Origin of the sequence: Solemya elarraichensis gill symbiont (assembly GCF_002021095.1) — a bacterium.
Lineage (GTDB): Bacteria > Pseudomonadota > Gammaproteobacteria > Chromatiales > Chromatiaceae.
On record NZ_MPRK01000346.1, the window covers coordinates 1 to 1,315 of the forward strand.

The window sequence follows — 1,315 nt, forward strand, 5'->3', positions numbered from 1 at the left end:
GATAAAGCACAAAATAAGGTTATCGAGAACATCCCTGCGGTGTCCTATGTCTGCAAAGCTAATCGCGATTTCGGTGCAACTTATATTCGTGAATTCAATTTCCAAGTGCAACTCAACAGAGTTGGTTAGAGGGCAAGCTGCGGTAGCATAGGTAGCTTCTCTCACCGACCAAAGTTAGAGGAGCACCATGTACACGCAGCTTACCCAGGAAGAACGATACCAGATTCAGGCACTGATGAAAGCAGGTCACAATCAAACAGAGATAGCCAAGATACTTGGGCGCCACAAATCCACTGTCAGCCGCGAACTGAGGCGTAACCGTGGCTTGCGCGGCTATCGCCCCAAACAGGCCCATCGGCTGTCTGTAGAGCGCCGTCAGAGCAAGAGCCAGCCCCGTATTGCCACTACCCACTGGGAGCGAGTCGAGCATCTGTTGCGCGAGGACTGGAGTCCGGAACAAATCAGCCTGTGGCTGTGCAATGAGGCTGACATTCAAATCTCTCATGAGTGGATTTACCAGTACGTTCTCCAGAACAAATCCATGGGCGGTAACCTATACCGCCACCTGCGTTGCCAGAAGCAGCGTCGAAAGCGCTATGGCAGCTATAGCCGCCGAGGGCAACTGATTAACCGAGTCAGCATCGATGAACGTCCTGCCGTGGTTGATGAGCGTTCACGCTTCGGTGATTGGGAACTTGATACCATTATCGGAAAAGGCCACAAACAGGCCATCGTTTCAATCACCGAGCGTAAATCCCGATTGACGCTCATCCATAAGGTGGAGAGAAAAACCGCCAGCAACGTCACCAGCGCTATCCTCAAACTGCTCAAACCCATCGCCGGCCGCGTTCACACGCTGACCTCAGATAATGGTAAGGAATTCGCCGGTCACGAGACCATCGCTAAAGGCCTCAGTGCCAGGTTCTTCTTTGCCCATCCCTATGCCTCCTGGGAACGTGGCTTGAATGAGAACACCAATGGACTCATTCGCCAATACTTCCCAAAGCATCGGGACTTTACAACCATCACTCAGGCGGAAATCAACCAGGTGATGAATAAACTGAACAATCGTCCCCGAAAATGTCTTGGCATTAAAACGCCCAATCAAGTATTTTTCGGGATTAACCCATCCGTTGCACTAGTGAGTTGAATCCGCGGTATGTATTACCTGAATGTCATAGAAAAAACATTAAACCCATACTTTCTACGGATGTCTACTTTCTGCTACGACTATGATCAGTCAATGTCCTTGACTTCCTTCTCCGGACGGTTCACCAATCATTCCAATGAGGTACTGATGAGCAGAAAAAGCAAA

At 49.9% G+C, this 1,315-nt stretch carries 1 protein-coding gene; it reads left to right on the plus strand.

Going from position 1 to position 1,315, the window contains the following annotated elements:
- Nucleotides 1–187: 187 nt before the first annotated feature.
- Nucleotides 188–1,150: an IS30 family transposase gene (locus tag BOW51_RS10830; RefSeq protein ID WP_043115265.1), complete on the plus strand. Its 963-nt coding sequence runs from the start codon at nt 188–190 to the stop codon at nt 1,148–1,150.
- Nucleotides 1,151–1,315 lie beyond the last annotated feature (165 nt).

Coding starts and splice junctions, on each gene's coding strand:
- BOW51_RS10830 (WP_043115265.1), top strand. CDS start 188: ATGTACACGCAGCTTACCCAGGAAGAACGATACCAGATTCAGGCACTG.